Here is a 22,235-nt window from a genome sequence, read left to right on the forward strand (position 1 = left end):
TTCAAGCACCGCTACCGGGGGACCCGGCGCACCACAACAGGGCAACGACACGCGATTAAAAAGGGACTCTCAATGCGCCATTCATTCAATACTTCCTGAACTCAACGACGTTCCTTTTCGAGCCATACATCATCTCCCCGTTCACCCCTCTTGGAAGGTGGAGGGAGAAGTCATGCCTCGACATGACGGTACTTCTGATTAGCAGCACGGAATACGCCCCGGCTAAATTAAAACAAGGACTGAACGATGAGCCGATCAATGCCATTATCATCGCTCCATATATTTGTCGAGGTATGCAAACACCACAGCATGAAAAAGACCGCGGACATACTCTGCGTTACTCCAGGCGCTATCAGTCAACAAATAAAAAGCCTCGAAGACCGGATGTCCGTCAAGCTGTTCGAGCGTTCTCACCGGGAGATTAGCCTGACCACCGCCGGAAAGAACTTGATGGACCAACTCGCCGTGTCATTCAACAATATCGAAGCGGTCTGGGAAGACTTCGAATCGTTCCGAACCCGCTCCGCCCGATTGTCGGTCAATACCACCCTGTCATTTGCCAGCGCCTGGTTGATCCCGCGGTTGACCCGCTTTCAACAACGCTGGCCCGACATCGAAATCAATCTGTCGACGTCCCATTGCGCGGACTTGCGCCGCGATGGGATCGACGTTGCCATCCGTCACGGCCAGGGTGTCCATCCGGGCCATCACAGCGAAAAACTGTGGACGCCCAACACCCTGCCGATCGGCCATCCCGCCTTGCTCAAAACCGGTCGACGAATCGAACAGCCCGCCGATTGCCTCAACTACCCGTTGCTCCAGGACGCCAGCCGCTCGAACTGGAAACTCTGGCTCAAAGCCCATGGCATCGAAGACACTCGCTCGCGACGCGGGTGCAGTTTCACCGACGAGCAATTGCTGATTGACGCGGCGATCGCGGGCCAGGGGTTGGCCTTGGTCAGCGACGTCTATGCCCGGCCTGCGATAAAGGCCGGGCACGTGGTGCCTGTCTTCGCGCCCTCCACCCATGCCGAGATGGCCTACTACCTGATCAGCCCGCTGGAACAGGCGGACGATTGGAAGATCAACATATTCGCCAACTGGATAAAGGCCGAAGTCAGCCTGTTCCTGAAAGTCAACGAGTCATCGGCACAAACCCGACAACCCGATTACGCGTGCGACTGACGCATCGCGCACGGGTCGATCATTCCGTGGTGGTGAGCTGTCAGGACGACGGCTTCTCGAACGCAGGGACCCGGGGTCAGACCAATCGAGCACCGCCATCGACATTGAGCACGGCACCGTTCATGAACGTGTTGCCCATCAAGAACACCACCGCCCCACCCGCCTCTCCCGCCGACCCCATGCGACGCAGCGGTAGCGCCTGCTCCAAGGCCGCCACGTAGGCGTCACGACCTTCACCCAGGGCCTTGTCGAAGATCGGTGTGTCGATCGGGCCAGGCGACAGGGTGTTGACCCGAATCGGCGCCAATTCCAGGGCCAGGCCACGCGCCAGCGCCTCCATGGCGGCCGATGCCGCTGCAATGACCGCCGTGCCATGGGCATTGGGCCGATCAGCCAGTGCACCCGAGATGAAAGTGATCGATCCGGCCTTGGACAGTCGCTCGCCCAGGGCACGAATAGCGCCGATGGACGCCCAGATGCGCTCATCGAACGCCCGGCGCAAATGCCCGACGTCGGCGCTCATGATGGTTCCGGTGACGAACGTCCCGGCAAGCAACACCAGATGATCCACCACCGGGATATCCGCCAGCGCCGCTTCGACCGCCTCAGGCCGGGTCACGTCGGCCGCACGCCATCCGTCCAGCCCATGTGCGTTCGCTGCCTGCTCGGCACGGGCTGCGTTCGAGCCGATGACGATGACTTGGGCGCCGGCGGCCTTGGCCTCGATCGCTGCGGCCAGGCCGATACCCGATGTACCGCCGAAGATGACGACCGTGCGGCCGAGAAGAGTGGATGCAAATGCAGGGGCAGTGTTCATGGAATCCTCCAATGGAACGCCTGGATGGCGTTCGATGGAGAGAGCATAAGACCGTGATCGCGGATTGATAATCGGGGCCAAAGTCGCTTTACTAGTGCCATGAAGGCACAAATTGGACTGGACCGTCTCACCGGACTCATCGCATTCGCGCGGGCCGCCTCCCTCGGCAGCTATACCGCGGCGGCGCGGGAGCTCTCGGTATCCCCCTCAGCCGTCAGCAAGAGCGTGCAGCGGCTTGAAGCGCATTTCGGGTTGATGCTCTTCACCCGCACGACGCGTTCCCTGACCCTCACGCCCGAAGGCCGGGACCTTTATGAACGGGCGCTGCGGATCCTGCGCGAGGTCGAAGAGATCGACCAGGCGGCGGTCGCCTCCCGCGCCGAGCCTTCGGGTGTCCTGAAAGTCACGGCCCCGCTGCCCATCGGCGTGAACATCCTGGCGCCGGCCTTGCCCAGTTTCCGCGATCAATACCCCCGCCTGGCCATCGACCTGCGGCTCGGCGATCCGTATGCCGACATCATCGAGCAAGGCATCGACGTGGCCATTCGCGTCGGCAACCTCAGCGATTCGCGCCTGGTGTCGCGGCCCCTGGGGCCTCATCGGATCGGTGCGTTTGCGTCGCCTGGCTATCTGCAACGCAAAGGCATGCCGACGACCGTGGAGCAACTGGCCCAACATGAGTGCGTGAATTTTCGCTACCAGAGTACCGGGCAGCCGTTGCGCTGGCCGTATCAGGCCGGCGACAAAGCAATGGAATGGAACCCCGACGCCGCCTTCACCGTGGACGTCAGCGACGCGGTGGCGGCCATCATGGCGGCAGGCGGTGGCATCGGCATCACGCCACATTACGTGGCGGCGCCCTATGTTCGCCGAGGTGAATTGTTCCCGGTGCTCCCCGCGCTCACCGCGGAGCGCTTCTCCATCACCGCCCTGTGGCCGGAAAGCCGACGCGGGAGCCCCAACGTGAAAGCCTTCATCGCCTTTTTGCTGGAACTGTTTCCTGCAACGCCGGCGTGGGATGAAGCGGTGAACGAGGCGGCCGCGGCGTGGCGGGATTGATCGGTGCGCGCACCGGGCTCGCTTGAATCCGGCTTGCGCAGCCGCCGATCAAGCCGCTGCCTTTACAGCGCCGTTACCCCAGGCGCATCGACACTTCGATGTCATCGGCAAACGGCACGGATAGGTAGCCACTCTGCGGTGAACGCACGTAAGCCAGGTAGTCGGGGCAATAGTCGGTGTTGTCCGCCACCACCCATGCACCCGGGCGCAGGTGTTTTTCCACCAGGCCCAGCACGTCGCCATACAGCGCCTTGGCGCCATCGAGCAGGAGCAGGTCGACCGCCTTTGGCAAGTCGCTGGCCAGGGTGACGAGCGCGTCGCCTTCGCGGATCTGCACCAGGTCGTCGACCCCGCCTTCAGCGAGGTGCCGACGCGCCACGGCGACCTTCGACGGTTCGAATTCACTGCCGATCAACACACCGCCGCCGTTGTCCCGCAGCGCCGCGGCCAGGTGCAAGGTGGACAGGCCGAACGAGGTGCCGAATTCGACGATGGCCCGGGCCTGGGCACTGCGTGCCAGCATGTACAGCAGCTTGCCGGTGTCGCGGGAAACCGGCAGCCACAAGTCCTTGAGCATGCCGTACAGTTCGAGGTAGTCGGTCTTGCTGCGCATCAGGCGCTCACGCTCTTGCCCCGGCACCGTGTCCAGCACCGGGCTGGTGGCCTCGCCGGCTTGGGTGTAGAGGCGTTCGATCAGGGTTGCCAGGGGTTCTGTGTTCAAGGTGCTCATCATTGCTTTCCATCGATAGGGGATTAAGATGCGAGTGATTCGTCGCATTTAAATGATGCGAGCGATTCGCCTTATTCGCTATTCGCGTTCCCCACGCCGCCCGAGCCGCCCATGACCCAGCGCCAGACCGCCCGTATTTCCTCACGCAAGCAGCCGCAGCAAGCACGTTCCACCGAACTGGTAGGGGCCATCCTGGAGGCCGCTGTTCAGGTTTTGGCCAAGGAAGGCGCCGCTCGCTTCACCACCGCCCGCGTCGCGGAAAAGGCCGGCGTGAGCATCGGCTCGTTGTACCAGTACTTCCCCAACAAGGTCGCCATCCTGTTCCGGCTGCAGAGCGACGAGTGGCAGCAGACCACACAGATGCTCTGCCGGATCCTGGAAAACCTCGACCAACCGCCCCTGGATCGCTTGCGCAACCTGGTGCATGCGTTCATTCGTTCCGAGTGCGAAGAGGCGCCGATGCGCGGCGCGCTGAATGACGCCGCACCACTCTATCGCGACGCGCCGCAAGCCAGTGAAGTGCGCGCGACCGGCAAGCGGATCTTCGCCCGGTTCATGCTCGAACTGCTTCCCGAGGCCAGCGAATGCGCCCGCTCGGCAGCCTGCGACCTGATCCTGGCCACGCTCAGTTCGGTGGGCAAGGATTTCTCCATGAGCCCCCGCACCGACGCGCAAATCGCCGCCTACGCCGATGGCATGGCCGACATGTTCAGCGCCTACGTGGTTGCGCTCGACCGACGGCGCGTCCAGCTCATGGGCGTGTGACAGCCAGAGACGGCGCGGGTCGCACTCCCGTCCGACACTGGATCGAGTGGGTCGAAGCCGCCTTGCCTTGATCAGCCCTAGGACGGTCACCCAGCGGTGACCGTCATGCCGCCGTCGGCCATGACCACCGAGCCGACGATGAAGCTCGCACGATCCGAGGCTAGAAAAGCGACGATTTCAGCGATTTCCTCCGGTTGCGCGGCCCGTCCGATGGGCGCTCCCTGGCCGTGCCGGGCCAGGAAGCCCGGGCCGTCGTCCACCACGTCGTCAAGGATGTGGGTGACCACATCGCCAACGCCAATGGCGTTGACGCGAATGCCGTGCCCGATCACTTCGAGCGCCAGCGTTCGGGTCAGTTGGGCCAATGCGCCTTTCGACGCGGTGTAGGCGGCGATGGTTGGGAAGGCAAAATAGGCGGCATAGGACGCGATGTTGACGATGGCCCCGGACTGGTTGGGCATCATCGCCTTGGCCGCTTCGCGACAATGCAGGAAAGCTGCGGTGGCATTGACCGCCTGGATACGCTCCCAGTCGTCACGGGTCATGTCGATGACGAGCTTGTTGAGGATGATGCCGGCGTTGTTGACCAGGATGTCCAACTGGCCGAACTGCTCGACAGCCAGGCCGACCGCACGCTCGGCGGCGCCGTCTTCGGTGATGTCGGCCACCAGGGGGATCAGTCCGGGGCGGGCGAGGTCTTCTACAGCGCGATTGCGATCCTCGGCCACGACCTTGGCGCCGCGCGCATGAAGCAGCAGTGCGATCGCCTTGCCGATGCCACTGGCGGCGCCGGTGACCAGCGCGACTTTGCCTTCGACTTCGTTAGGTAGACCGTGCTTGATATTCGTCATGATGTTCTCCTGCGTTGCGAGCCGGTGAGGCATTCGCCGGCTTGGCGCCCGTGGGGCGCTGTTGTGATCGACGGCTTCACTGTCTCGCAACCGAACGCCCCGGGCTTTCGCATGCTTGCGCGGGCTGTCGGGGTTTTGCGCTGGCGTGGACTGCCGGGTCCGCGCCTTCTGCGCTACCCTACCGACACTCGTCTGTTTCTGAAGCGTTTGTCGAAGGAGCCCACCGTGCCCTTACCTGGACATGATCACCGGGTACCTCGTGATTTTGCCCGCATCCCGGCCGAATCGATGCCGCACCATCTACCGGGGACACCGCAGGTACTGCCCTCGCTCCCGCCGCTGCAGGATGTGGTGGTGCAGTTATTCAGTCATCACAGCATTGCCGAGCCGATACGGGTGCCCGCCGTGGTGGAGCCGCTGCTGGTGCTGGTACTGGCTGGCAAGGCCAGGGTCGAGGAGCGCGGCCCCGATGAGGCCTGGCAAGCGACCTTGGTCGAGGCCGGCGACTTCTTTCTCACCCACGCCAGCGAGCCCTACGAGATGCGCTGGCAAACCATCGGCTGTGACGCCTTCGAGGTGATGCACCTGTACCTTGGCCTGCCGCTGATCGACCAGGCTTCCTATGACCTGCTGGGGGAGCATTGCGGGCCGGTAAGGTTCGCGGACATCTCCGGTGCCCGGGATGAGCGCGTCAGCTTCATCGTCGAACAATTGCGCATCGAGCTGATCGAAGAGCGCCAGCCCAGCCCGCTCTTCGTCCACGGCCTGGCCCAGGCGCTGGCCGTGCACCTGATCCGCCGCTACCCTGCGCCCCACGGCAGCCGCCGGCGCCACAATGGGTTGCAGGCCTACAAGTTGCGCCGCGTCCTCTCGGCGATGGACGCTGGCCTGGCCGATGACTTCAACCTGGCGAACCTGGCCAGGATCGCCGACTTGAGCGAGTACCACTTCAGCCGGGTATTCAAGCGCGCCACGGGACTATCGCCATCGCAGTATTTCATCCGATTGCGGATGAGCCGTGCGCGGCACCTGCTGCTCGAGACCGACCGCAGCATCATCGACATCGCAATGGAGGTGGGCTACTGCAGTCCCAGCCATTTCTCGCAGGTGTTTCGCCGGGAAGTGGGGCTCACGCCCAGCGCCTACCGGTTGGCGTGACGTAAACCCGGGGGCGCACTCTACAGGCCTGCGCGCACCCGACGGGACAAACCTTACTCCCGTGCTGTGCTCGCCACCGCCCGGAGCCCTCCGAGTGCATAGCTGACCATGTGCTCGATCAGCCCCTGTGGCTCAATGCTCAGCCCTTGCAGCACATGCCGGGTCAACGGCTGGTAGGCGATCAGCAGGAACAGGCAGGGAGCGAAGACGCTGATCGCGCTGCGCAAGGTGGTGGGGTGATCGGCCGGCAGGTCCATGATCTGCCCGAGCAGGCTGCGCAGTATGTGCGCCTTGGGAAAGGACTGCTCCTTGAGCACCGCCTCGAACTCCGGCGAAGGCGACAGCAGCTCGCGCGTCAGCACTTTCAACGCCCAGCCGTCCGGATGATCGTGGATGCGTTCGACGAGCAAGGTGATGAGCCCACGCAGCTTGTCTTCTGGCGAGCCCGGTTGCTCGCTGAGGGAGACCAGCGTGTGCAGTTGCAGGAATCGAGCATGGGCCTCGAGCAATACGGCCCGGTACAGGCCTTCCTTGTTGACGAAGTGATAGTTCACGGCGGCGCTGTTGGCCCGCGAATGCTCGCAAATCTGTTTGCTGGTGGTGTTTGCCAGGCCCTGCTCGGCGAACAACTCGCCGGCCTTTTCCAGAATCTGCAGCCGCGTCGCCCGCCCATCGAGTCGCGAAGCGCGGGTGGGGGAAGGCTTGCCAAAAGCGTTGTCCATGAGCTCATCTCTCGATAGTTCTAATTCAAATTTGACTTTTTATTTCAGCGTACCTATTTTGGTCTCGTCACTGCCCCTTTACAACCCCGCGTGAAGGCTCTGCACCGATGTTCGCAGGCTTTCCCGCCCATCAAGGAATCACCGTCATGGAAGCGCGCGTAATGACACCTTTCACCTACTTCTCATTGCCCATGCAGAAGCAGTTCCTGGTCAATCAGAAAGCCGTTCAGGGGAAGCCCTACGCCGACTTTTTCCGTTCGCAGATCAGCGTACCGCTCAGTGCCGTCGAGAAAATCCAGCGAGGCCCGATGCCCCTGGCCGATACGTTGACCCCCAGCATCGAAGACCTCAATCGCATGCTGGCGGCGGACTTTGTCAGCGAGGAAGCAGGCTACGCCGTGCTGCCCGGCCCGATGGCCTATGTGCAAAGCCGCAAGTTCTTCCCCAACTGCACGGCGCAGATGCTCAAGTGGTGGTTCATGTGGCACCCGCTGGAAGCCGAGCGCTACACCTTGTGGTTTCCCTATGCCCATGTCGAGAATCCCTGCGTGCATCACGAGCGCCTGGTCGATGACACCTTGAGCTTTGAGGACAGCCTGTATGGCAACACCTTCTGTGCATCCGAGTATGTCGGCGATCGCCTCATGCACCTGCACATCCATTTCAGGGACCCGTGCGAACTGGGTTTCTGCCCGGACCTGTACCGCGAATCAAAAATCGATGGCAGCGTCAGCGCGCTGATGAGCCTGGCGGACCAACCGCAGGTGCCTGTTTCGCTGATGGTCCACCTGTTCAAGGAATGCCCCGAAGGCTTGTACCTGACCAGCCGCTACTGGGTGGGCAGCCACCCCGCCATGCAGCGTTTTCCAGGTGCCGACCAGGCCGCGCAGTTGCTGGAAAAAAACGGCTTTGGCGAAGCCGAGCTGGAAACGCTGGCGTATGAATTCGCTGTGCATGACTTGTGTGAGTTCAACCACCTGGCCAGCATCCTGCCGGGCCTTCATGCACAGTTCAGTGGCGCCGCGTAGAAACATTCCCTCCCTCGATCAGGCTTCGGCGGTGCCCTGGACCGCCGCCGAAGTCGTACGCAACACACCGTTCATCAGCAATGTCGTGAACTCGTTGATATCCCCCTCCACCTCCAACTGCTCAGTCAACAACCGGTACCAGCAAAACCCGAAGATCATGTCCAGCAGCAATTCACGCGACGTGTCCTTGGGCAGCTCACCTTGCTGAATAGCGTTTTCCACCAGCTTGCGCGGCAGCTCTCGACGACGCTCCATGAATTCATCTTTCAGCTTTGGCAACGTCGTGGGATCGAGTTGGGCTTCAGCGATGACGCACCGGAATGCCTCCCCGCAGATCGTTTCCCGCCAGACCTTCCAGAGATTGAGCAGCAGGAAATTGAGGTTTTCCTTGAAGGAACCCTTATCCGGCTCCTTGCGAATCTGCTCGCTTTCACTCTCGTAGACTTCGGCTATCAAGGCCGCCTTGTTGCCCCACCATCGATAGATCGTCGGTTTGCTCGCTCCGGCGCGCCGGGCCACGGCCTCGATGCTCAACCCTGAGTAACCGCACTCCTTGAGCGTTTCTATGGCAGAAATGATGATCGCTTTGTGCGTGTGTGGGCTCCTCAATGAGCCAATGGAGCTCCGAGACGGTTTACGGGCCATAATTCAAAATCTCCAATATGGCGCTTGACAAAAGAGAAGCAGGGTATAGGATTCTCTCGAAAAGCAATGAAACGGATCGTTTCGTTTTGTAGGTTTATCTGATCTCGAATTCTGCTTATTCCCGCACCTCGGTAGCGGAATAGGCCGCTTTATTTGGAAATTGAGAAAGGATATTCATGAAATTTTAACGCAACCTTAATGATACGGCACGTTTCGTATCATACCTAATAAGTAGGAGATAATAAACCCATTGCTCACTTGCGGAATGCTGGTTTTTTTCCGCTGAAGCTCCCGATTTACGGGCATAGGACTGCCAGTGACACTTTGCGGGCACCATTAGATAGTTTCTAAATATTTCATGCATCGGTCACGGCCATCGCCGTTGGCAGGTGGGGAAAGGAATCTGGAGGAAGTACACGTGAATAAAGTAGGAATTGTGAGCTATGGCGCGGGCATTCCGGTGTGCCGCCTCAAAGTGGAAGATGTGATCCACGTATGGAAGAACACTGACCTGAGCCTGGTCACGAACCAGCTCGGCGTCATGGAACGAGCCGTCCTTCAACCCGACGAAGATGTCATCACCCTAGGCGTATTGGCCGCCCAGCGCGCGCTGGATAAAGCGCCCCCCTCCACCCTGGATGCCCTTTACCTCGGTACGTGCACCAACCCCTATGACTCCCGCGCGTCGGCCTCGGTCATCCTGGAAATGCTCGGCTGCGGTTATGACGCCTTCTGTGCTGACGTGCAGTTCGCCGGGAAATCCGGCACCAGCGCCCTCCAGATCGCCTACGCCCTGGTGGCTTCAGGCATGAGCGGCAATGCCTTGGCCATTGGCGCCGATACGATCAACCGCAACACCGCGCCCGGCGACCTGACGGAATCCTATGCGGGAGCAGGTGCGGCCGCCGTGTTGCTGGGCACTGAAAAGGTGATCGCGCAATTCGACGCCAGCTTCTCCTGCGCGGCGGATGTCGCGGACAACATTCGTCCCCAGGGTGATCGCTACATCCGCTCCGGGATGGGATTGGGCTCCGACAAGAACAGCATCGGCCTTGAGGAGCAGACGCATCGCGCCGCTTCAGGATTGATGGCCAAGATGAAGGTGCAGGCCAGCGATTTCGACTACGTCGTCTTCCAGCAGAACCTGGTGTCGACGCCCTTCTCCCTCGGCAAAGGCCTGGGCTTCACCCAAGCGCAGATCGAACCGGGCATCTATGCCCAGAGTGTCGGCGATACCGGCGCTGCGAGCCCGTTGCTGGGCCTGGTGAACGTACTGGACCGAGCGCGTCCCGGCGAAAAAATCCTCATGGTGTCCTACGGGTTTGGCGCGGGCAGCGACGCGATCGCCCTGACGGTAACCCCTGCCATCGAGGCCTATCAGAAGACCAACGTCCCGCTACGCACGCTGCTGGAGGATAAGTACTACGTGGATTACGGGACGTCGATCAAGTACGAGTTCAAGTACTTGCGGCCCGACTACGCCCTGACTGCCTATCTCTGATTTCCATCTATCCAGCAAGGAGCACCTCCCATGTGCGCACGACGCGTTGCTATCGTTTCGGCTGCCTATACCCCCAAGCCTGGCAGCTCCCGAGTTCGCCAGACCTTTAAAGAGATGATCGTCGAGTCCGCCTACCAGGCCCTCAACGCCATCAAGATGCATCCCCGCGAAATCCAGGCGGTCGCCTATGGCTACCATGGCGAAGGCATTTCCGAATACGGCGGCCTGGGCCCCACCATCTCCGATGCACTGGGCATCAGCCCTGCCCCTACGTTCATGAGCACCGCCAACTGCACCAGCAGCTCGGTGTCCTTCCAGATGGCTCACCAGATGGTGGCCTCGGGCGAATACGACATCGTCCTGTGCGGCGGCTTTGAAAAAATGACCGACCACTTCAACTACGCCGAATACATCGGCTCCAGCACGGAATGCGAGTACGACTATTTCCTGGGAATTTCCCACACCGACGCCTTCGCCCTGGCGACGGCCGAATACTTTGAAAAATTCGGCTATGCGGGACGCGAAGCGGATGTGCTGGCGACGTTCGGCCGGCAGATGCGCATCTATGCCCACAACACGCCAGGCGCGACCCGCTTTGGCGTGCCGATCCCATCGTTGGAGACCCTCAAGAACAGCGAGGCCTGCGGCTCGATGCTGGCCTGGGGCGAAGCCAGCGGCTGCGCGATCCTGGTGGCCGAGCACCTGGCGCACCATTACACGACCCAACCGGTGTTCATCCGTGGCTGCGCCTACACCGGCGTGTCGCACTACTTCGGCACGCGTTATCACAACCCGACCTTGAAACACGCGGGGCTGCCGAAAGACGTGGGCATGGCGGTGTCGGCCAACTCGATCGCCTGCGCCGAAATCGCCTACAAGAAAGCCGGCATCACGTCCAAGGACATCGATGTGGCGCAGGTCTACGACCTGTTGGGCGCCGGCCTGATCCAGATGGAGTCCATGGGCGTCTGTGGCCCGGGCCAGGCAGGTGACTTTGTCCTGGAAGGCGGCATCGCCCTCGATGGGCAACTGCCGTTGAACACCGATGGCGGCAACATCGGACGCGGTCACGCTTCCGGTTGCGACGGCATCCTGCACATCACCGAACTGTTCCGACAGCTACGTGGCGAGTCCAAGAACCAAGTCAAGAACGCCCGCATCGGCGTCTCGCAAAACTTGGGCGGTTACGCCGCGCATAACAGCATCATTGTGCTTTCCAACGATTAAGGAGCCGACCATGTCCCTTTACCCAGAACAGATCCACCGCATGACCACCGCCAGCATGTTGCGCGAATGGCGTGAACATGGCGGCAAATACCGTCTCGAAGGCAGCCGCTGCCAGGATTGCGAAGAGATCTTCTTTCCCCGGCGTACCGTTTGCGGTGCCTGCAACTCGCTGAAGCTGGAACCGTACCGTTGTGCGCGCACCGGCACCATCCAGGTGAGTGCCCACGCTGAAAACCCGATCCTCGCCGCCATGGGCTACGGGGAAACCGTACCGCGCTTCATGGCGATGGTGCGCCTGGACGACGGCCTGGTGATTGCGTCGGAGATCGTTGACGTGGTCGACCCACGGCAAGTGGTCAGCGGCGCCCCGGTACGCATGGTGGTGCGCAAGCATGTCCGGGAAAGCAACCTGGCTTGGCAATACGCCTATAAATTCGTCCTGGTGAAATAACCGGCGAGTGAGCCGTCCTGCCCGCGCGATCAATAACAAAAGTCGTTATTCCGGCCTACCAGCCCGTTACTTAGATTCTGCTTTTCAGAGTCCTGCTTCGCCATTGCCTTAAACGTGTTATCCAACTCTTTATTGGCTATCAGCCGAGGACTTGTCATGTCTACACTTTGCAAACCCAGCTTGCTGTTCCCGCAACACAAGATTACCCAGCAACAAATGATCGAGCATCTGGAACAGTTGCACGATGACCATCCTCGAATGGCCCTGGCAAAACGGATGATCCAGAACACCCAGGTCAATGAGCGCCACCTGGTGCTGCCGATCGATGAACTGGCGGTGCACACCGGCTTCACCCATCGCAGCATCATCTATGAGCGCGAGGCCCGCCGCATGTCGTCCCTCGCGGCCCGCCAGGCGATCGAGAACGCCGGGCTGACCACCGATGACATCCGGATGGTCGCCGTGACTTCGTGCACCGGCTTCATGATGCCCTCGCTGACGGCCCACTTGATCAACGACCTGGGGCTGCGCACATCGACGGTGCAACTGCCGATTGCCCAACTGGGCTGCGTGGCGGGCGCCGCGGCGATCAACCGGGCGAATGACTTCGCCAGCCTGTCGCCGGACAACCATGTGCTGATCGTCTCCCTGGAGTTCTCGTCGCTTTGCTATCAACCCGACGACACCAAGTTGCATGCGTTCATCTCCGCGGCACTGTTCGGCGATGCGGTATCGGCCTGTGTCATGCGAGCCGACGATAAGGCGCCTGGATTCAAGATTGCCAAGACCGGCTCTTATTTCCTGCCCAACAGCGAGCATTACATCAAATACGACGTCAAGGACAGTGGCTTCCACTTCACCCTGGACAAGGCCGTCATGAACTCCATCAAAGACGTGGCGCCGATGATGGAAGAGTTGAACTACGAAACCTTCAACCAGCACTGCGCGCAAAACGATTTTTTCATCTTCCATACCGGCGGACGAAAAATCCTCGATGAACTGGTGCTGCAACTGGACCTTGAACCTGGCCGGGTCGCGCAGTCGCGGGACAGCTTGAGCGAAGCCGGGAATATTGCCAGCGTGGTGGTGTTCGACGTGCTCAAGCGCCAGTTCGACAGCGGGCCCGACGCCGGCGCGACGGGCATGCTGGCCGCCTTCGGCCCCGGTTTCACCGCCGAAATGGCCGTGGGCAAGTGGGTCGCCTGACCGACCATGGCAAAAGCACGGAGCCGGGGGCACACCTGCCCCCGGCTCAGGTGTTTGGCCGCCGGCATCCACCTCGTTCGAGAGGGCTTCCAAAGGCTAAGGATAGAAGGGGAAAAACATGGAGAGGAAGTACCTGGCCGCCCGACCTTGGGGTGGCTATGAACGGCGCATGGTCGTTCTTTTGTCGTTGAGCTTCGGGCTGGTAGGACTGGACCGGTTCATCATCATGCCGCTGTTCCCGGTGATCATGCGCGACCTGGCCCTGGATTATCAGGACTTGAGCCTGCTGTCGGCGATCCTGGCCTTCGCGTGGGGCGGTTCGGCCCTGTTCATGGGCGCCGCCATTCGGCTGCTGGGCACCCGGCAACTGCTGGTGTTGTCGATTACCCTGTTGTCGCTCCTGGCCGGGGCGTCCGCCTTGATCACCAGCCTGGTGGGCCTGGTGCTCCTGCGGGCCTTGATGGGCGTGTGTGAAGGCGCCTTCACGCCGGTCAGCATCATTGTCACCGATGAAGTGTCACAGCCCTGCCGACGGGGCCTCAACCTGGGGATCCAACAGGCGCTGTTTCCCATCATCGGATTGTGCCTGGGCCCCCTGCTGGCGGGTGTCCTGCTGGAATTCTTCGGATCGTGGCGCGTGGTATTCGCCATCATCTCGTTACCGGGACTGCTCGTGGCCTGGTACCTGTACAGAAGCTATCGACCGACCCAGGTGGTTCACGCCCAGCCCATCGGCCAGGCCGCCAACAGCCAGTGGCGAACCGCCCTGGCCAGCGGCAATGTGCGGCTCAATATCGCGTTGATGCTGTGCATCCTGACGTGTCAGTTCGTCCTGTGTGCCCTGCTGCCCAGCTACCTCACCGACATCCTGCACCTGAGCGATTTCTCCATGGCGATGATCATTTCCGCGATCGGCCTGGGTGGATTCTTTGGTCAACTGGTCATTCCCGGGCTGTCCGACCAACTGGGTCGCAAGCCCGTCGTGTCCGTCTGCTTCATGATCAGCGCGTTGCTGGTGGGCCTGCTCATCGTCAGCCCGCCGTTGCCCTGGTTGCTGTTCCTCCAGCTGTTCTTTTTATCGTTCATCAACTTCAGCCTGATCTGCATCACCGTCGGGCCGCTGACCAGCGAATCGGTGCCGCCCAGCTTGTTGGCCACCGCGACGGGGTTGGTGGTGGGGTGCGGGGAGATCCTGGGCGGTGGTGTCGCGCCCGTGGTCGCCGGCTACATCGCCATGAACTGGGGACTGACCGCCATCCTGTTCCTGGCGCTGGCCGGCAGCCTCACGGGCGGCGTGCTGTCCTTGCGACTCAAGGAGGCCAACCCCGCCTTCAACGGCCTCGACGACTTCATTCCCCTACCCGCCCACCTGACCTTGGAGGACAAGTCATGACGCAGTACGTGATGTTATTGGACACTCCGGAACCGCAACGCGGCCTCGGCGTGTTCGACTTCAAATCCGGACAGAGCCTGGAAGTGCGCCCTTCCCAGGGCAACCTGTACGAAGCGCTGACCCATTGCGCCCAGGGCAACCTCGACTGGGAAACCTACCTCAAGGGGTTGCCCTCGACCCCCTACCCGCTCACGTCCGCCGCCGTGAAATACCGGCCACCGCTCAAGCCCGATAACAACCTGTCGGTGCAGATCAGCGAAGTCACACTCTGTACCGCCAGGACCGAACAGGCCTGGTACTACAAGGGCAACGGCCGACTGCTGAAGACGGATGGCGACCCGCTGCAGGTGCCTTACCATTCACAGAGCATCAGCAGCGAACCGTGCATCGTCTGTCTCTATTGGGTCGACCATTTTGGCGCGCTGCGCTTCATCGGCTTCACCCTCGGCAACGACCTTCACGATCACGTGCTGCACGGCCGTGATGCCCTTTCTTCCGCACAGGCGCGCTTGCGGAGCTGCGCCGTGGCGCCGGCGTTGATCCTGGGCGAAATGCAGGGCGACCTGGCCATCAATGTGCAAGTGGAACGCGAGGGCCAGCCATTGGCTGCCAGTCATCATCGGATGAGCCTGCATGCCTGGCAGAGCCTGCGGCGATATTCGCAGGAATTCCTGGAGAAACATGAGCAGTTCCTCGAGCCGGGGCTGGTTCATTACGTCTTCCACAGCTTGAGTCACCGCACCACCCAGGTGCCGCTTCAACACGGTGACTGGCTCAGCATCGATTGCCCGGAACTGGAGTTGACCATGAGCAACCAGATCGTCGAAGAGGAGCTCGTGGCGCTGTTTCCCTTGCCCCCACGCCGCGCACCGCAGAGCCCGTGCATCGACCTCCCGTTGTCGGCCCCCAGGAAATCCTGAGGGCAGCATGGGACTTGTGCTGTGCGCCGCAATTGTCAGGGCCGCCCTGGAAGTCCGGCCCTAACGGTTCTTGCGCCAGATGGAAAAATTCAATGCGGTCGCCACGCACAGCCATGCCAGGTAAGGGAACAGGATCAACCCGGTGATCACGTCCAGGCGCAAGGTCAGGACCACCATGGCCGCCACCACCAGCCAGAGCACCGTGATCACCACCAGGGCGGTGACCATCTGGTGGGCGCCGAAAAACACCGGCGTCCACAACGTGTTGAGGGCGATCTGCGCCGCCCACAGTGCAATCACCGTCTGGCTCCCAGGAATCAGTGCCAGGCGATAGCCCGCCCACGCCAGCAACAGATAGATCACGGCCCAGGCCACCGGGAACAGCCAGTTGGGCGGCGTGAAGCCCGGCTTCACCAGGGACTCGTACCAAGGGCCTGGCTTGAAGATGATCCCGGTGCTCGCCGCAGCCGCACAAGCCAACAGAAAGATGAAAAAGGTCATTGTTTGTCCTCAGGGCAGGTCCGTTGCCTGGATGAACAGCCAGGCCGTCTATTTCAAGTGCGGGGCACGAAGACGCTTCGTCCCCTTCTCAAGGACTCGATCATTGGCGGATAAATTCAATGAAGCGTCGTATGACGGGCCGATCTGGTCCGGTCGCTCGCCAGCCATGGGAGATGCTCTATCATGAGTTGACGCTCATAATGCGCGTTCCTGATGACTTGCCGGGGCCCCACCTGTATGAGAGACCTGCCGCCCACCGCCACCCTGCGTGCCTTCGAAGTCGCCACCCGACACGCGACCTTCACCGCCGCCGCCCAGGAATTGCACGTGACGCAAAGCGCGGTCAGCCACCAGCTCAAGCACCTCGAAGCGCTGTGGGGCCTGCAACTGTTCGAGCGGGGCAAATCCCTGAGCCTGACGGCCGCCGGGGCCACGCTGGCCCCTATTGTGCGAGAGTTCTTCATGAGCCTGGAGGCCACCCTCAGTGATCTGCGCGAGCAGAAAGACAGGGTCCGACTCGAAGTCAGCACCACCTATTCCTTCGCCCTGAAATGGCTGTTGCCGCGCCTGCCCAACCTCTCTCGCCTGCACCCCGAACTGCTGGTCTCGCTGGACACCACGGACAAGATCATCCAATTCTCCAGCGCCCAGGCCGACGTCGCGATCCGCCTAGGCAAGGGCATTTACCCGGGACTGCATTCGGAGTTCCTGTTCGGCGAGCAAGTGTTTCCGGTGGCCAGTCCCGAGCTGCTGCAGCGCTTCGGGATGCCGCGCAACCCCGCCGAATTGTTGCATTACCCGCTGCTGACCCGCGATGGCGCCGAGCTGGTGCCGAAATGGGAGGTCTGGTTCCAGAAGGTCGGGCTGGAATTCCTGCCCCTGAAGGAGAGCGTCCGGTTCGGCGACACCAACATGACGGTCGAGGCAGCCCTGCTCGGCCAGGGAGTGGCCCTGGTGCGCAGCGGGCATGTTGAAAGCGAAATCAGCGATGGGCGCCTGGTGCGTCTGTTCGATGTGCCGTTTCCCTCACCGCTGGCCTACTATTTTGTCTGTCCGAAAGGCATCGAATCGCAGCCGCACATCGTCAGCTTTCGCCAATGGCTGTCGAGCGAGGCGTTGAAAGTCCAACGCGCCTACGAGTGATGCATGAGGTTTTCCTCATGCTGCAATGAGGAGACTTCTCTGTCGTCCGGACACCGGGTTGCATAAACTGCCGCCCATGCCTATCCATATCACCCTTCTGGTTCTGTTCGCCGCCCTCCTGCATGCCGGCTGGAATGCGCTATTGCGCGGTGGCGCCGATCGACTCTGGTCAATGACCATGATGTGCGTCGCCGTTGCCGTCGCCAGTGCCGTGTCGGCGGCGTTCATGGCACCGCCGGCGGCGGCCAGTTGGGGCTACGCGGTGCTGTCGGCCCTGCTGCATGTGGGCTACAACCTGTTCCTGGTGCGCAGTTACCGGCTCGGCGACCTGGGGCAGGTCTATCCGATTTCCCGTGGCTCGTCACCGGTGCTGATCACCCTGGGGGCCGCCGCCTTTGCCGGGGAAAGCATCCTCCCTGGCGCGCTGCTCGGCATCGCGCTGGTGTCGGGCGGAATCATTTCCCTGGCCTTCCGTGGCCGTCAGCTGTCGGTTCCCAGCCTGCCCTATGCGCTGGGCACCGGCTGCTTCATCGCGGCCTACAGCGTCACCGACGGCATCGGCGCCAGGCTCTCCGGCGCGCCGCTCGCCTACACCCTGTGGATGTGCGCCTTGTGGGGCGTATTGATGCCGCTGGTGTACATCGGCCTGCGCGACGCCCGCAGCCTGTTCCGCCGCCGACCCGGAACCTTGACCGCCCTGGCCGGTGGGCTGGTCTCCTTGCTGGCCTACGGCATCGTCATCTACGCCATGAGCGAAGCGCCCATGGGCGCGGTATCCGCCTTGCGCGAAACCAGCGTGCTGTTCGCGGCATTGATTGGCTACCTGTTCCTCGGCGAGGCACTCACCGTCCGCCGAATCCTGGCCTGCGTCGTGATCGCCTGCGGCATCCTCATCATCGGCTGACAGGACCCTTTTTTCTCACCGTCGCAGGAGGTCATTCCCATGGAAAACGTCTCACAGGCACCATTGATCCTGATCACCGGCGGCAGTCGCGGAGTGGGGGCTGCCACCGCACGGCTGGCCGCCGCGCAAGGCTACGACGTCGCGATCAGCTACGTGACCAACGAGCCCGCGGCGCGGGCGGTGGTGGCAGATGTAAAAGCGTCGGGACGACGGGCGCTGGCCATGCGCGCCGACAGCGCGGACCCCGAGCAGGTCGCCGGGCTGTTCGCCGCCATCGACCGTTCGTTCGGGCGCATCGATGTCCTGGTCAATAACGCCGGGATCATCCAGACCCAATCGCGCCTGGAAGACCTCGGCTTCGAGCGCATGCAGCGCATCTTCGCGGTCAACGCCATCGGCCCGATCCTCTGCGCCCAGCAGGCAGTGAAGCGCATGGCCTACCGGCACAACGGCCCGGGCGGCGTGGTGATCAATGTTTCCTCGGCCTCGGCACGCCTGGGCAGCCCCAACGAATACGTCGATTACGCGGCGTCGAAAGGCGCCCTGGAAACCTTCACCACTGGCTTGGCCAAGGAAGTGGCCCGGGAAGGCATACGCGTCAACTGCATTCGCCCCGGCCACATCTACACCGAGATGCACGCCAGCGGCGGCGAGCCAGGACGGGTCGATCGGGTCAAGGACTCGATCCCCATGGGCCGCGGTGGCCAGCCGGAGGAAGTGGCCCGGGCCATTTTGTGGCTGGCCAGCGAGCAGGCATCCTTCGTGACGGGTACATTCCTCGACGTCACCGGCGGCAAATGAGCCCGGCGCCCTTCACGCAGGGCGCTGGACGGCGATAAAACCCCTGGACTGCGGCGGCCCTCACTGGGCTGGCGTGGCGGAAGCGGTCTGGCCGCCGAACATCGCTTCGAAGCGGGGCTTATTGGCGGCGTAATACGCTGCAACCACCTTGTCCGCCGAACTGTCCCGGGCGCTCGACATCAGCTGCTCGAGGTCGGCCTTGGGAATCTTGAAGTTGGCGAAGAAGCGGGCGACATCGGGGTGCTCGGCACTGAAGCCTCTGCGGGCGACCGCGTGGATCTGTTCGGCGCCACCGAAAATCTGCTTCGGATCGTCCAGGTAGCGCAACGGCCACTTGGCGAACATCCAGTGCGGGCTCCAGGCGTTGACCAACGACCACTTGTCACGCTTGAGGTTGCGATCCAGCTCGCTCAACATGCCCGACTCTGAAGAAGCGACCATCTTGTAGCCATCGAGCTTGTATTCCTTGATGGCCTGCTCCGTCAGTTTGTACTGACCATTGCCCACCTCCGACGTCAGGATCTTGCCACCCAGTTTTTCCCGGACTTCAGGCTTGTTGAGGTCTTCGACAGAGGCAACCTCACTGGTGGGAATGAACGTCGGCACGGCCATGCCGATTCGCCCTTCATACAACACGCCGAGGTCTTCGAGCTTGTCCTTGTATTTGTCGTAGAACGCCTTGTGGGTGCTCGGCAACCAGACCATCGGGATCAGGTCGATATTGCCGTTGGCCAAGGCCTGGAACTGAATACCGATATCGGCGAGCACCAACTTGACCGGTTGCTTCAAGTGGTCGCGCAATGCCGTGTCCGCCAGCTTCACAGCGATTTCCGTATCCGACCAGTTCACCCAGCCGATGCGAATGGGCGTGGGTTCCTCGGCATGGGCTACCAGGCCAGCGGCAATCATCGCCAGGCCGGCGAGCCAACCGCCACGGGTCTTGCTGAATAACGTCGTCATGGTGCATCTCCGCTTACTGTGGTTATTGCCCCCAAGTCTCGGCCGGATGTTAATCCTGGTCATTTTGCCGCGCAAGCAAAATGTACACCTGTGTCACAGAGATTGACACGCATGAACACGGAACATACCGTGGTGTCGAAACCCAGCCTGATGCTTTGCCTCGGAGCACGACACCATGTCCAGCGATCCACTGCTGCAGCCTTACAAGATCAAACACCTGACCCTCAAGAATCGGATCATGACCACCGCCCATGAGCCGGCTTATCCGGTCGACGGCATGCCGAAGGACTTGTACCGGGCCTATCACGTCGAACGCGCGAAGGCTGGCGTGGCGCTGACCATGACAGCAGGCTCCGCCGCGGTGTCCCGGGACAGCCCGCCGGTGTTCAACAACGTGCTGGCGTACAAGGACGAGGTGGTCAAGTGGATGAAGGACCTGACCGATGAGTGCCACGAACACGGCGCGGCAGTGATGATCCAACTGACTCACCTCGGCCGGCGAACGCGCTGGGACAAGGCCGACTGGCTGCCGGTGGTCTCGCCGTCCCATCGCCGCGAGGCGGCCCACCGGGCCTTTCCGAAAAAACTCGAAGACTGGGACATCGACCGGATCATCAAGGACTACGTGGACGCCGCCGAACGCATGAAGGCCGCCGGCCTGGATGGCCTGGAACTGCAAGCCTACGGACACCTCATGGATCAGTTCTGGTCGCCCCTGACCAACGACCTCGACGGCCCTTACGGCGGCTCGCTGGACAACCGCTTGCGCTTCACCTTCGACATCCTGCGCGGGATCCGCCAGCGTTGCGGCGAAGACTTCCTGCTCGGGGTGCGCTACACCGGCGACGAAGACCTGCCCGGCGGCTTCGGTGCCCGCGACGGCCTGCAGATCTCCCACCTGCTCAAGGACAGCGGGCTGGTGGATTTCCTCAACGTCGTGCGTGGGCACATCGATACCGATGCCGGCCTCACCGACGTGATTCCCATCCAGGGCATGCGCAATTCACCGCACCTGGATTTTGCCGGCGAGATTCGCTCGGCCACCGGTTTCCCGACGTTCCATGCGGCCAAGATCCCGGACGTCGCCACGGCGCGCCATGCCATCGCCTCCGGCAAGGTGGACATGATCGGCATGACCCGCGCGCACATGACCGACCCGCACATCGTGCGCAAGATCATCGAGAAGCGTGAAGAAGAGATCCGCCCCTGCGTCGGCGCCAACTATTGCCTGGACCGTATCTACCAGGGCGGTGCCGCGTACTGCATCCACAACGCGGCCACCGGGCGCGAAACCAGCATGCCCCACGAGATCCCCAGGGCGGCGCTCAAACGCAGGGTCGTGGTGATCGGCACCGGCCCGGCGGGCCTGGAGGCAGCGCGGGTGGCGGGCGAACGCGGCCACGACGTCACCGTGTTCGAAGTGGCGGACCAGCCCGGCGGGCAAATCCGCTTGACCGCCCTGAGCGAGCGGCGGCGCGAGATGATCAGCATCATCGATTGGCGCATGGCGCAGTGCGAACGGCTGGGCGTGAAGTTCCGCTTCAACACCTGGGCCGAAGCCGTGACCGTCATGGCCGAGGAACCGGACGTAGTGATCGTCGCCACGGGCGGCTTGCCCCACACAGAAGTGCTCAAGCACGGCAATGAATGGGTGGTGTCGACCTGGGACATCATTTCCGGCGACGTCAAGCCAGGCAAGAACGTGCTGATCTTCGACGACGCTGGCGACCACGCAGCGCTGCAGGCGGCCGAAGTCATCGCCAACAGCGGCGCGAGACTGGAGATCGTCACCCCGGACCGGTCGTTCTCGCCAGAGGTCATGGCGATGAACCTGGTCCCCTACATGCGCAGCCTGCAAGACCTTGACGTCACCTTCACGGTCACCTATCGAGTCGACGCCGTCGAACGGCGCGACGGGCAATTGGTTGCCCATTTCGGCAGCGATTATGGCCAGGTACACAAACAGCGCGTGGTCGACCAGGTGGTGATCAACCACGGCACCCTGCCCCTGGACGACCTGTACTTCGAACTGCGCCCGCATTCGAGCAACAACGGCGCGGTCGAACAGCATCGCCTGATCGCCGGGCAAAGCCAGAACATCGTGACCCACCCCGAGGGCCGTTTCCAACTGTTCCGCATCGGCGACGCGGTGTCGGCGCGCAACACCCACGCGGCCATCTACGATGCGCTGCGCCTGGTCAAGGACATCTGAAGCCATGCCCATCACTCGAAGCCATGTAGACGTGAATACAAGGCGCGTTGACGCGC

22 protein-coding genes are annotated in these 22,235 nt (G+C 62.0%); 15 read left to right on the forward strand and 7 right to left on the reverse strand.

Annotated features, from left to right (window positions below; translation table 11 throughout):
- Nucleotides 1-258: 258 nt before the first annotated feature.
- Entirely contained in the window at nt 259-1,185 is a 927-nt protein-coding gene (locus Q6A48_RS04695; RefSeq protein ID WP_304552421.1) for a LysR substrate-binding domain-containing protein, read from the forward strand.
- A 76-nt stretch (nt 1,186-1,261) separates the two neighbouring features.
- Here the strand turns inward: Q6A48_RS04695 and Q6A48_RS04700 are convergent, their stop codons facing one another.
- Nucleotides 1,262-2,002: an SDR family oxidoreductase gene (locus Q6A48_RS04700; protein WP_304552423.1), complete on the reverse strand. Its 741-nt coding sequence runs from the start codon at nt 2,000-2,002 to the stop codon at nt 1,262-1,264.
- 99 nt (nt 2,003-2,101) lie between these two features.
- Here Q6A48_RS04700 and Q6A48_RS04705 point away from each other — a divergent pair, with 99 nt between their 5' ends.
- Complete coding sequence (locus Q6A48_RS04705) at nt 2,102-3,061, forward strand: LysR family transcriptional regulator (RefSeq protein ID WP_304552425.1); 960 nt, start codon at nt 2,102-2,104, stop codon at nt 3,059-3,061.
- A gap of 73 nt (nt 3,062-3,134) precedes the next feature.
- Here Q6A48_RS04705 and Q6A48_RS04710 read toward each other — a convergent pair whose 3' ends face one another.
- Nucleotides 3,135-3,791 carry an O-methyltransferase gene (locus Q6A48_RS04710; protein WP_304552427.1) on the reverse strand — a complete coding sequence of 219 codons (657 nt, stop codon included), beginning with the start codon at nt 3,789-3,791 and terminating at the stop codon, nt 3,135-3,137.
- Nucleotides 3,792-3,902: 111 nt separating this feature from the next.
- Here Q6A48_RS04710 and Q6A48_RS04715 point away from each other — a divergent pair, with 111 nt between their 5' ends.
- Nucleotides 3,903-4,556, forward strand: coding sequence for a TetR/AcrR family transcriptional regulator (locus Q6A48_RS04715; RefSeq protein WP_304552428.1), 654 nt, complete (start codon nt 3,903-3,905; stop codon nt 4,554-4,556).
- An 86-nt stretch (nt 4,557-4,642) separates the two neighbouring features.
- Here the strand turns inward: Q6A48_RS04715 and Q6A48_RS04720 are convergent, their stop codons facing one another.
- Nucleotides 4,643-5,407 carry an SDR family NAD(P)-dependent oxidoreductase gene (locus tag Q6A48_RS04720; RefSeq protein WP_304552429.1) on the reverse strand — a complete coding sequence of 255 codons (765 nt, stop codon included), beginning with the start codon at nt 5,405-5,407 and terminating at the stop codon, nt 4,643-4,645.
- Between the two features lie 288 nt (nt 5,408-5,695).
- On the opposite strand from Q6A48_RS04720, the gene Q6A48_RS04725 reads away from it, so the two are divergent.
- Nucleotides 5,696-6,565, forward strand: coding sequence for a helix-turn-helix domain-containing protein (locus tag Q6A48_RS04725; protein ID WP_304552561.1), 870 nt, complete (start codon nt 5,696-5,698; stop codon nt 6,563-6,565).
- Nucleotides 6,566-6,618: 53 nt separating this feature from the next.
- Here the strand turns inward: Q6A48_RS04725 and Q6A48_RS04730 are convergent, their stop codons facing one another.
- Complete coding sequence (locus Q6A48_RS04730) at nt 6,619-7,287, reverse strand: TetR/AcrR family transcriptional regulator (protein WP_304552430.1); 669 nt, start codon at nt 7,285-7,287, stop codon at nt 6,619-6,621.
- 146 nt (nt 7,288-7,433) lie between these two features.
- Between Q6A48_RS04730 and phlG the strand changes: the two genes are divergently transcribed.
- A complete protein-coding gene (phlG, locus tag Q6A48_RS04735; RefSeq protein WP_304552432.1) occupies nt 7,434-8,315 on the forward strand; it encodes a 2,4-diacetylphloroglucinol hydrolase in 882 nt (293 codons plus the stop codon).
- 18 nt (nt 8,316-8,333) lie between these two features.
- On the opposite strand, the gene Q6A48_RS04740 is transcribed toward phlG, so the two are convergent.
- Nucleotides 8,334-8,960, reverse strand: a complete 627-nt coding sequence (locus Q6A48_RS04740) for a TetR/AcrR family transcriptional regulator (protein ID WP_304552434.1) — start codon at nt 8,958-8,960, stop codon at nt 8,334-8,336.
- A gap of 418 nt (nt 8,961-9,378) precedes the next feature.
- Here Q6A48_RS04740 and Q6A48_RS04745 point away from each other — a divergent pair, with 418 nt between their 5' ends.
- The 6 genes from Q6A48_RS04745 to Q6A48_RS04770 all read left to right on the forward strand — a co-directional run bounded on the left by Q6A48_RS04745 (nt 9,379) and on the right by Q6A48_RS04770 (nt 15,658).
- Entirely contained in the window at nt 9,379-10,461 is a 1,083-nt protein-coding gene (locus Q6A48_RS04745; protein WP_304552435.1) for a hydroxymethylglutaryl-CoA synthase, read from the forward strand.
- A gap of 30 nt (nt 10,462-10,491) precedes the next feature.
- Entirely contained in the window at nt 10,492-11,688 is a 1,197-nt protein-coding gene (locus Q6A48_RS04750) for a thiolase family protein (protein WP_304552436.1), read from the forward strand.
- 10 nt (nt 11,689-11,698) lie between these two features.
- Nucleotides 11,699-12,139 carry a Zn-ribbon domain-containing OB-fold protein gene (locus tag Q6A48_RS04755; protein WP_304552437.1) on the forward strand — a complete coding sequence of 147 codons (441 nt, stop codon included), beginning with the start codon at nt 11,699-11,701 and terminating at the stop codon, nt 12,137-12,139.
- A 156-nt stretch (nt 12,140-12,295) separates the two neighbouring features.
- Nucleotides 12,296-13,345, forward strand: a complete 1,050-nt coding sequence (locus Q6A48_RS04760) for a type III polyketide synthase (protein WP_304552438.1) — start codon at nt 12,296-12,298, stop codon at nt 13,343-13,345.
- Between the two features lie 118 nt (nt 13,346-13,463).
- On the forward strand, nt 13,464-14,738 hold the full coding sequence (locus Q6A48_RS04765; protein WP_304552439.1) for an MFS transporter: 1,275 nt from the start codon (nt 13,464-13,466) through the stop codon (nt 14,736-14,738).
- The gene (locus tag Q6A48_RS04770) at nt 14,735-15,658 is read left to right on the forward strand and encodes a fumarylacetoacetate hydrolase (protein ID WP_304552441.1); all 924 of its coding nucleotides are present in this window, start codon (nt 14,735-14,737) and stop codon (nt 15,656-15,658) included. Before Q6A48_RS04765 ends, Q6A48_RS04770 begins: the two co-directional genes overlap by 4 nt.
- A 60-nt stretch (nt 15,659-15,718) precedes the next feature.
- Here the strand turns inward: Q6A48_RS04770 and tspO are convergent, their stop codons facing one another.
- Nucleotides 15,719-16,159 (reverse strand): tryptophan-rich sensory protein TspO, encoded by a 441-nt coding sequence (gene tspO, locus Q6A48_RS04775; protein WP_304552442.1) that lies wholly within the window; start codon nt 16,157-16,159, stop codon nt 15,719-15,721.
- Between the two features lie 237 nt (nt 16,160-16,396).
- Here tspO and gcvA point away from each other — a divergent pair, with 237 nt between their 5' ends.
- From gcvA to Q6A48_RS04790, 3 genes are all read left to right on the forward strand, one after another.
- On the forward strand, nt 16,397-17,302 hold the full coding sequence (gcvA, locus tag Q6A48_RS04780) for a transcriptional regulator GcvA (protein ID WP_304552444.1): 906 nt from the start codon (nt 16,397-16,399) through the stop codon (nt 17,300-17,302).
- Nucleotides 17,303-17,378: 76 nt separating this feature from the next.
- On the forward strand, nt 17,379-18,206 hold the full coding sequence (locus Q6A48_RS04785; RefSeq protein ID WP_304552445.1) for an EamA family transporter: 828 nt from the start codon (nt 17,379-17,381) through the stop codon (nt 18,204-18,206).
- A gap of 39 nt (nt 18,207-18,245) precedes the next feature.
- Nucleotides 18,246-19,007 carry a glucose 1-dehydrogenase gene (locus Q6A48_RS04790; protein ID WP_304552447.1) on the forward strand — a complete coding sequence of 254 codons (762 nt, stop codon included), beginning with the start codon at nt 18,246-18,248 and terminating at the stop codon, nt 19,005-19,007.
- A 60-nt stretch (nt 19,008-19,067) separates the two neighbouring features.
- On the opposite strand, the gene Q6A48_RS04795 is transcribed toward Q6A48_RS04790, so the two are convergent.
- A complete protein-coding gene (locus Q6A48_RS04795; RefSeq protein WP_304552448.1) occupies nt 19,068-19,967 on the reverse strand; it encodes a glycine betaine ABC transporter substrate-binding protein in 900 nt (299 codons plus the stop codon).
- A gap of 175 nt (nt 19,968-20,142) precedes the next feature.
- Here Q6A48_RS04795 and Q6A48_RS04800 point away from each other — a divergent pair, with 175 nt between their 5' ends.
- Nucleotides 20,143-22,179 carry an NADH:flavin oxidoreductase gene (locus Q6A48_RS04800; protein ID WP_304552449.1) on the forward strand — a complete coding sequence of 679 codons (2,037 nt, stop codon included), beginning with the start codon at nt 20,143-20,145 and terminating at the stop codon, nt 22,177-22,179.
- The last annotated feature ends 56 nt before the right edge of the window (nt 22,180-22,235 follow it).

It is taken from the genome of Pseudomonas citrullilanati, assembly GCF_030580855.1.
Taxonomy (GTDB): domain Bacteria; phylum Pseudomonadota; class Gammaproteobacteria; order Pseudomonadales; family Pseudomonadaceae; genus Aquipseudomonas; species Aquipseudomonas citrulli.

Coding starts and splice junctions, on each gene's coding strand:
- Q6A48_RS04695 (WP_304552421.1), top strand. CDS start 259: ATGCCATTATCATCGCTCCATATATTTGTCGAGGTATGCAAACACCAC.
- Q6A48_RS04700 (WP_304552423.1), bottom strand. CDS start 2,002: ATGAACACTGCCCCTGCATTTGCATCCACTCTTCTCGGCCGCACGGTC.
- Q6A48_RS04705 (WP_304552425.1), top strand. CDS start 2,102: ATGAAGGCACAAATTGGACTGGACCGTCTCACCGGACTCATCGCATTC.
- Q6A48_RS04710 (WP_304552427.1), bottom strand. CDS start 3,791: ATGAGCACCTTGAACACAGAACCCCTGGCAACCCTGATCGAACGCCTC.
- Q6A48_RS04715 (WP_304552428.1), top strand. CDS start 3,903: ATGACCCAGCGCCAGACCGCCCGTATTTCCTCACGCAAGCAGCCGCAG.
- Q6A48_RS04720 (WP_304552429.1), bottom strand. CDS start 5,407: ATGACGAATATCAAGCACGGTCTACCTAACGAAGTCGAAGGCAAAGTC.
- Q6A48_RS04725 (WP_304552561.1), top strand. CDS start 5,696: ATGCCGCACCATCTACCGGGGACACCGCAGGTACTGCCCTCGCTCCCG.
- Q6A48_RS04730 (WP_304552430.1), bottom strand. CDS start 7,287: ATGGACAACGCTTTTGGCAAGCCTTCCCCCACCCGCGCTTCGCGACTC.
- phlG (WP_304552432.1), top strand. CDS start 7,434: ATGGAAGCGCGCGTAATGACACCTTTCACCTACTTCTCATTGCCCATG.
- Q6A48_RS04740 (WP_304552434.1), bottom strand. CDS start 8,960: ATGGCCCGTAAACCGTCTCGGAGCTCCATTGGCTCATTGAGGAGCCCA.
- Q6A48_RS04750 (WP_304552436.1), top strand. CDS start 10,492: ATGTGCGCACGACGCGTTGCTATCGTTTCGGCTGCCTATACCCCCAAG.
- Q6A48_RS04755 (WP_304552437.1), top strand. CDS start 11,699: ATGTCCCTTTACCCAGAACAGATCCACCGCATGACCACCGCCAGCATG.
- Q6A48_RS04760 (WP_304552438.1), top strand. CDS start 12,296: ATGTCTACACTTTGCAAACCCAGCTTGCTGTTCCCGCAACACAAGATT.
- Q6A48_RS04765 (WP_304552439.1), top strand. CDS start 13,464: ATGGAGAGGAAGTACCTGGCCGCCCGACCTTGGGGTGGCTATGAACGG.
- Q6A48_RS04770 (WP_304552441.1), top strand. CDS start 14,735: ATGACGCAGTACGTGATGTTATTGGACACTCCGGAACCGCAACGCGGC.
- tspO (WP_304552442.1), bottom strand. CDS start 16,159: ATGACCTTTTTCATCTTTCTGTTGGCTTGTGCGGCTGCGGCGAGCACC.
- gcvA (WP_304552444.1), top strand. CDS start 16,397: ATGAGAGACCTGCCGCCCACCGCCACCCTGCGTGCCTTCGAAGTCGCC.
- Q6A48_RS04785 (WP_304552445.1), top strand. CDS start 17,379: ATGCCTATCCATATCACCCTTCTGGTTCTGTTCGCCGCCCTCCTGCAT.
- Q6A48_RS04790 (WP_304552447.1), top strand. CDS start 18,246: ATGGAAAACGTCTCACAGGCACCATTGATCCTGATCACCGGCGGCAGT.
- Q6A48_RS04795 (WP_304552448.1), bottom strand. CDS start 19,967: ATGACGACGTTATTCAGCAAGACCCGTGGCGGTTGGCTCGCCGGCCTG.
- Q6A48_RS04800 (WP_304552449.1), top strand. CDS start 20,143: ATGTCCAGCGATCCACTGCTGCAGCCTTACAAGATCAAACACCTGACC.